This is a genomic window from Tsukamurella sp. USMM236 (assembly GCF_037148755.1).
Lineage (GTDB): Bacteria > Actinomycetota > Actinomycetes > Mycobacteriales > Mycobacteriaceae > Tsukamurella.
Genome location: NZ_JBBCSS010000011.1, coordinates 125,053 through 131,195 on the forward strand (window position 1 = coordinate 125,053; position 6,143 = coordinate 131,195).

The following is a 6,143-nucleotide window of genomic DNA, read 5'->3' on the forward strand; positions in this document are numbered from 1 at the left end:
GCGCGGTACCGGGGCGGGATCCGTGCGGTCCGCGGACGGTGCAGCTTGCGTTCGCGGACCCAGTTCCGGGCGACCTGCTTGGTGTCCCTCGGGACTTCGGGGGACGCCGATGTAGGACAGTCACGTGTGCTCTGCGCGCCGGCACCGAAACGTGCGCCGTCTCGGTCTGTTCGTTTGGGTTCGAGGGTATGCCCCTGGTATTTCGCGCGCGCATTTCGCACACCGCTCCTACCAAGCAGTGCGCCACCGTCGAGCAACCTCCGAACTGGTTACTGGCACGCTCGTACCAATGTCACGAAGATCAGATCGCAACCGCACCCCGCGCCACAAGCCCGAGCCCGCACCGCTCGATCACACACCTCTGATGACCGCATTGCGGCAGGTGGAGATCGCCGTCGACGGATTCAACCGCGAGGCCGCACGGATCGAGACCGAGTACGGCATCGCAATCTATCCAGAGCGGGTGGGCAACATGCACACCGATCTGGCTCGCTATATCGAGGTCGCGATCGGCATCGTCGCACGCAAGCTTCCCGTTGCGGTATACGGGGCGGATAGCCGGCGCTGGACCGGCGCTCAGTCCCCGCGGCAGGTGTTCGCCCTGTACGAGGCGGCCGGCGACAACACCGCCGACTACCTGACGCAGATGGCTCTCAACGCCGAGCGGATCAAGGCCAAGAAGGACGACCTCGACCGCAGCCTCAAGCAGAAGTGCCTGCGGCCGAAGACGAACGGGAAACCGTGTCAGATGCGGCCGCTGTACCAGGCCGGGGTCGGCCACCAGGAAGGTTTCGGCTGCTGGCGCCACGCCACCGACGAGGAGAAGCTCGAGCTCGAGAAGTCGCGAATCACTATTGAGGTCAAGACCGGTTGCCCCGGGTGCAAGGCCGGCCCCGGGGAGGCGTGCCTGATCCCCACCGAGGACGGCATCACCCCCGCCCAGGCCGGCCTGACGATGGTCGACGGCGAGTGGCCCCGGGTGCGGGTCCTCGGCGGCGCCGAAATCCACGTCCCACGGATCGAACTGATCCATCCCCGCGTCCTCGAACCCGCCGGGTAAGTCACTGGTGGCGGCACCGCGAAACCAGGTCCGAAGACTGCTCACCCGGTAGCGGCCTAAATGAACACCACCTAGCGTTCGGGGCAGCGAGCCCTACGACGAGACGAGGAGTTCCCATGGCTAACGAGCCGAATGTCCAGCAACCGCAGGACGCCAACGATCCACCGTCGGAGACGGTGGTTGAGCTCGCGGACGGTATGCGCGGCCGGTGGGTGGTGGCATCCCAGGGATCTACGCACGTATGGGATCTGGACACGTTGACCTACACGCGCCGTCCCGGCCCCGCCAGCCCCTCGGGGGCGTTCGACTACGACGGCATCGCGCACCGGATCACGAGGGTGACCCGCTGGCCGCGTGTCGGTGATCAGTCGCTGGTCTGGTTCGACGATCCCGCGAGTCCCTTCGATACCGAGCAGTTCCGCCGCTCGTCGGTGATCGTGTCGATCACCCGCGCCCCTGAGGGGGCCGATGACGAACCGGGCGACGGTTCCGAAGTCGGTGACGCCGGCTGAGTCCGGATGGGCGTAGGCGGTAGTCAGTTGCGTCGTTCGATGAGGACGACGTCGCGCCAGCGGCCGTCGCGTTGGCCGATGCGTTCGCGGGTGCCGACGGTGCGGAACCCGGCGCCCCGGTGCAACGCGAGGCTGGCGTGGTTCTCGGGGAAGATCCCGGTCTGGATGGTCCACACCCCGGCGGCGTCTGCAGACCGGATGAGGGCCTGCAACAGCGCGGCTCCGATGCCCTGCCCGGCGTGGCCGGCGTCGACGTAGATGCTGTGTTCGATGACGCCGGCGTAGACGCAGCGCCCCGAGACGGGCGCCGCGGCGACCCATCCGGCGACCTGACCACCTGGGGTGAGCGCGACGAAGCGGTGCTCGGGTAGGTGTCGTTGGTCGAAGTCCGTCCAGCTGGGTGCGGTGGTTTCGAAGGTGGCGTTGCCGGTGTCCATGCCGACTTGGTAGATCGCGAGGACCTGTGGCCCGTGCTCGGGCCGCATCGCGACGATCGCCGGGTCCGCCGCTCGTGCGGCGGACCCGGTTGAGTCGTGGTCGCTGGTGGTCACCTGTTCAGGCTAAGGGCGCTGCGCTGGTGGTGCAGCTGGTGCTCGCGGACCCAGTTCTGGGCGGCGACCTGCACGGCGTCCCACGGGGAGCCGAGCGGCGGGGTGTAGGACAGGTCCAGCTCGGAGAGGGCATCGACGCTCATGCCGTGGTGCAGGGCGGCGGCGTAGGTGTCGACGCGCTTGGAGATCTCGGCCGTGCGGTGCCCGATGAGCTGGGCACCGAGCAGCGCGCCGGTGTTCTGGTCGCCGGTGATCCGGATGCTGATCGGGGTGGCGCCCGGGTAGTAGGCCTTGTGATCGTCCGGTGTGGAGGTCGTCGACACCGGTACCCAGCCGCGGTCGGCGGCGAGGGCTTCGGTGGCTTTGAGGCCGGTGCGGGCGGCGACGAGGTCGAAGATCTTCACGACTTGGGTGCCGAGCGAGCCGGTGTAGCTGGCGGTGCCGCCGAGGGCGTTCTCGCCGGCGACGCGGCCCTGCTTGTGCGCGGTGGTGCCCAGTGGGAGCCAGGTGATGCCGAGCTGGCGGTGGTGGGTGTGCACGGCGTCGCCGGCGGCGAAGACGTCGGGCAGGTTGGTGCGCATCTGCTCGTCGACGGCGATCGTGTTCTTGATGCCGAGCTGCGCCCCGGCTGCGGCGGCGAGGTCGGTGTCGGGGCGCACGCCCACGACGACGAGCACGAGATCGGCGGTGAGGTGATCGGTCTGGCCGTCGCTGCTGGTGGTGACGGTCAGGGCGCCGGTGTCGGTGCGGTCGACGGCGGTGACCAGGGTGTGGGTGCGGACGTCGACCCGGTTGCGGACCAGTTCGTCGTGGACGAGGGCGCCGAGTTCGGGTTCGACGGTGGGGAGCACCTCGGGGAGGGCTTCGATCTGGGTGACGGTGATGCCGCGGGCGGTGAGACCTTCGGCCATTTCGAGGCCGATGTAGCCGGCGCCGATGATGATCGCGGTCTTCGGGTCCTTGGTGGTGAGGGTGTTCATCACGGCGAAGGTGTCGCCCATCGAGTGCAGCAGGTGCACGCCGTCGTCCGGGCCTAGGTGGTCGAGGCCGGCGATCGGCGGCCGCACGGAGACGGCGCCGGTGCCGATGACGAGGGCGTCGTAGTCGAGGTCCCGGGCGGCGCCGTCGGGGCCGGTGACGGTCAGGCGGTGTCCGGCCGGGTCGATCGCGGTAGCTCTGGTGTCGGTGTGCACGGTCATGCCGGTGGCGGCGAGGTCGGCGGCGGTGCGGTGGGCGAGGTTGCTCCAGTGGGTGACCTCGCCGGAGACGTAGTACGGGATGCCGCAGATGGAGAAGTTCGGGTAGGCGTCGGCGACGACCACGGTGACCTCGCTGATGGGGTCGAGCTCGCGGGCCCGCAGGGCGGCGGAGATCCCGGCGTCCGATCCGCCGATGGCGATGATCTTGCGTGCAGACATGGGGTGTCGGTTCCCTTCCAAGAACAGGCAAATGAGGTGAAGCAGGCACAGCGGCGCTGACGGCGCTAAGCGAGGCCGTCGAGCAGGTCGATCAAAGGGGGTGGGTCAGGTGGTGGCGGGATGGAGCTCGGCGAGGAGGGCCTTCACGCGGCGGTCGAGATCGTCACGGATCAGGCGGACGGTCTCGATGGGGTGGTTGTCGGGGTCGGCGACCTGCCAGTCCAGGTACCGCTTGCCCGGGTAGACCGGGCAGGCGTCGCCGCACCCCATGGAGATCACCACGTCCGCGGCCGCGACCACGTCGTCGGTGAGCGGCTTGGGGAACTCGGCGGCCAGATCGAGCCCGACCTCGGTCATGGCCTGCTCGACGATCGGGTTGATCACCGCGGCAGGAAGCGAGCCGGCGGAGCGCACGTGCACCGCCCCGGCCGCGTGGTGCGTCAGGAGCGCGGCGGCCATCTGCGAGCGGCCCGCGTTGTGGACGCAGATGAACAGCACCTCGGGCACGGTCTTGGTGCTCGCACCAGTCGACTGCGCCAGGGCGGCGAGACGCTCGGCAGCGAACCGGCCAGCGAGAGTCACCAGGTGAGTGTGGATGCGTGCGGTGCGCCGCAATGCGGTGTAGGACTCGAAGACGACCCGTTCGACGGTCTGCTCGGAGACGATCCCGCGGTACTGGGCGGCGAGCCGCTCCGCGGTCCGCGACAGCAGGGCCTGGGGCATCAGCAGTTCCGGTGTTCCGGCTGACTCGGTCGTGGCGTTGGCGTTCATCCGACTTCTCCCGCTTCTCGGGCTTCCCGGCCTGCTGGGTCGCTACCGGGTGGTGAGTTCGGCTGCCAGCGCGGTGACGCGGGCGGCGATATCGTCGCGCACGAGGCGCATCCGTTCGATCCCGTCGATGCCCCGCTCCGACGGCTCGTCGGTGTCCCAGTTGACCAGCGCGACACCGGCGGGGGTGTCGACGACGGCTTCGCGGCCGAGCGTGACCACCAGGTCCACCCGAGCGAGCAGCGCCGGGTCGATCGGCTTCGGGGTCTCGCCAGTGATGTCGACGCCGACCTCCGCCAGCGACTGCGCGGACAGGCCGTTGACCGCGGAGCCAGGCTTGGTGCCGGCCGAGTGCACCTCGACCGCGCTGCCGGCGGTCTTGCGCATCAGGCCCGCGGCCATCTGCGACTTGCCGCCGTTCTTCACGCACACGAACAACACGCTCGGCGTACGGGTTTCGTTGTCGGGCATCAGTTCACACTCCTGGACGGATCCGCGGTCGCGGCGGTGGAGGACGGGGTGAGGGGGAAGCGCTTGCGCAGGGCCAGCGAGACGTAGACCAGGCCGACCAGGACGGGGACCTCGATGAGCGGTCCGACGACGCCCGCGAGGGCCTGGCCGGAGGTGGCGCCGTAGGTGGCGATCGCGACGGCGATGGCGAGCTCGAAGTTGTTGCCCGCGGCGGTGAACGCGAGGGTGGTGGTGCGTTCGTAGCCCAGGCCCATGACGGCGCCGAGCAGGTACCCGCCGCCCCACATCACGGCGAAGTACACCAGGAGCGGCAGCGCGATCCGGGCGACGTCCCAGGGGCGGGAGGTGATCTGCTCGCCCTGCAGGGCGAAGAGGATGACGATGGTGAACAGCAGCCCGTAGAGGGCCCACGGGCCGATGCGCGGGAGGAACTTCGCCTCGTACCAGTCCCGCCCCTTCGTCTTCTCCCCGAGCCGCCGCGAGAGGTAGCCGGCCAGCAGCGGGATGCCGAGGAAGATCAGCACGGACTTGGCGATCTGCCACGGCGAAGTGCTGATCGTGGTCTGTTCGAGGCCGAGCCATCCCGGGAGGATCGAGAGGTAGAACCAGCCGAGGACGGCGAACATGATCACCTGGAACACCGAGTTCAGTGCCACGAGCACCGCGGCGGCCTCCCGGTCGCCGCACGCGAGGTCGTTCCAGATGATCACCATGGCGATGCACCGGGCGAGGCCGACGATGATCAGGCCCGTGCGGTACTCGGGCAGGTCGGGCAGGAAGATCCACGCGAGGGCGAACATCAGCGCCGGACCGAGGACCCAGTTCAGGAAGAGGGATCCGAGTAGGAGCTTGCGGTCGCCGGTGACGGTGTCGAGGCGGTCGTAGCGGACCTTCGCGAGCACCGGGTACATCATGATCAACAGCCCGAGCGCGATCGGCAGCGAGACACCGTCGACCTGGATCTTCTCCAGCGCGGTGTTCAGGCCCGGGATCATCCGGCCGAGCAGCAGGCCGGCGACCATGGCGACGCCGATCCACACCGGCAGGAACCGGTCGAGGGTGGAGAGCTTGCCGACGACCGGCTGATGCTCAGTCGTCGGGGCGGGGCTGGTCACGAGAGAACCTCCAACGAGATGGCGGGGTCACCGGACTGCAGGATCCCGGCGAGCGAGGACAGGACTTCGGGGATGACGCGGTAGTACACCCACGAGGCGCGGCGCTCGGACTCGAGCAGGCCTGCGGTCTTGAGGACGGGACTGCTGCACGATCGGGTGACAGTGTCGGTGTCATGCCGCTGAGGCGGCTGTGTTGATGATCGTCTCGTATTCGACGGGCGTCAACCGGCCGAGGCGGACCTGACGGC

General features: G+C 69.0%; 7 protein-coding genes and 1 pseudogene. 2 read left to right on the forward strand and 6 right to left on the reverse strand.

The features are described 5' to 3' along the window. The first annotated feature begins 364 nt into the window (after positions 1-364). A complete protein-coding gene (locus WFK95_RS24310) occupies positions 365-1,060 on the forward strand; it encodes a hypothetical protein (RefSeq protein ID WP_336672257.1) in 696 nt (231 codons plus the stop codon). A gap of 116 nt (positions 1,061-1,176) precedes the next feature. Further along, positions 1,177-1,572, forward strand: a complete 396-nt coding sequence (locus tag WFK95_RS24315; RefSeq protein WP_336672258.1) for a hypothetical protein — start codon at positions 1,177-1,179, stop codon at positions 1,570-1,572. A gap of 23 nt (positions 1,573-1,595) precedes the next feature. On the opposite strand, the gene WFK95_RS24320 is transcribed toward WFK95_RS24315, so the two are convergent. The 6 genes and pseudogenes from WFK95_RS24320 to WFK95_RS24345 all read right to left on the reverse strand — a co-directional run. Then, positions 1,596-2,123: a GNAT family N-acetyltransferase gene (locus WFK95_RS24320; RefSeq protein WP_336672259.1), complete on the reverse strand. Its 528-nt coding sequence runs from the start codon at positions 2,121-2,123 to the stop codon at positions 1,596-1,598. Beyond that, positions 2,120-3,541: an FAD-dependent oxidoreductase gene (locus WFK95_RS24325; RefSeq protein ID WP_336672260.1), complete on the reverse strand. Its 1,422-nt coding sequence runs from the start codon at positions 3,539-3,541 to the stop codon at positions 2,120-2,122. Before WFK95_RS24325 ends, WFK95_RS24320 begins: the two co-directional genes overlap by 4 nt. Positions 3,542-3,646: 105 nt before the next feature. After that, positions 3,647-4,312, reverse strand: a complete 666-nt coding sequence (locus WFK95_RS24330) for an arsenate reductase/protein-tyrosine-phosphatase family protein (RefSeq protein WP_336672261.1) — start codon at positions 4,310-4,312, stop codon at positions 3,647-3,649. A 42-nt stretch (positions 4,313-4,354) separates the two neighbouring features. Then, on the reverse strand, positions 4,355-4,780 hold the full coding sequence (locus WFK95_RS24335) for an arsenate-mycothiol transferase ArsC (RefSeq protein WP_336672262.1): 426 nt from the start codon (positions 4,778-4,780) through the stop codon (positions 4,355-4,357). After that, positions 4,780-5,895 (reverse strand): ACR3 family arsenite efflux transporter, encoded by a 1,116-nt coding sequence (gene arsB, locus WFK95_RS24340; RefSeq protein ID WP_336672263.1) that lies wholly within the window; start codon positions 5,893-5,895, stop codon positions 4,780-4,782. The genes WFK95_RS24335 and arsB overlap by 1 nt, the downstream gene beginning before the upstream one ends. Continuing rightward, positions 5,892-6,032: pseudogene (locus tag WFK95_RS24345) on the reverse strand (transcriptional regulator); the annotation flags it as partial. The gene arsB and the pseudogene WFK95_RS24345, both read right to left, overlap by 4 nt. Positions 6,033-6,143 lie beyond the last annotated feature (111 nt).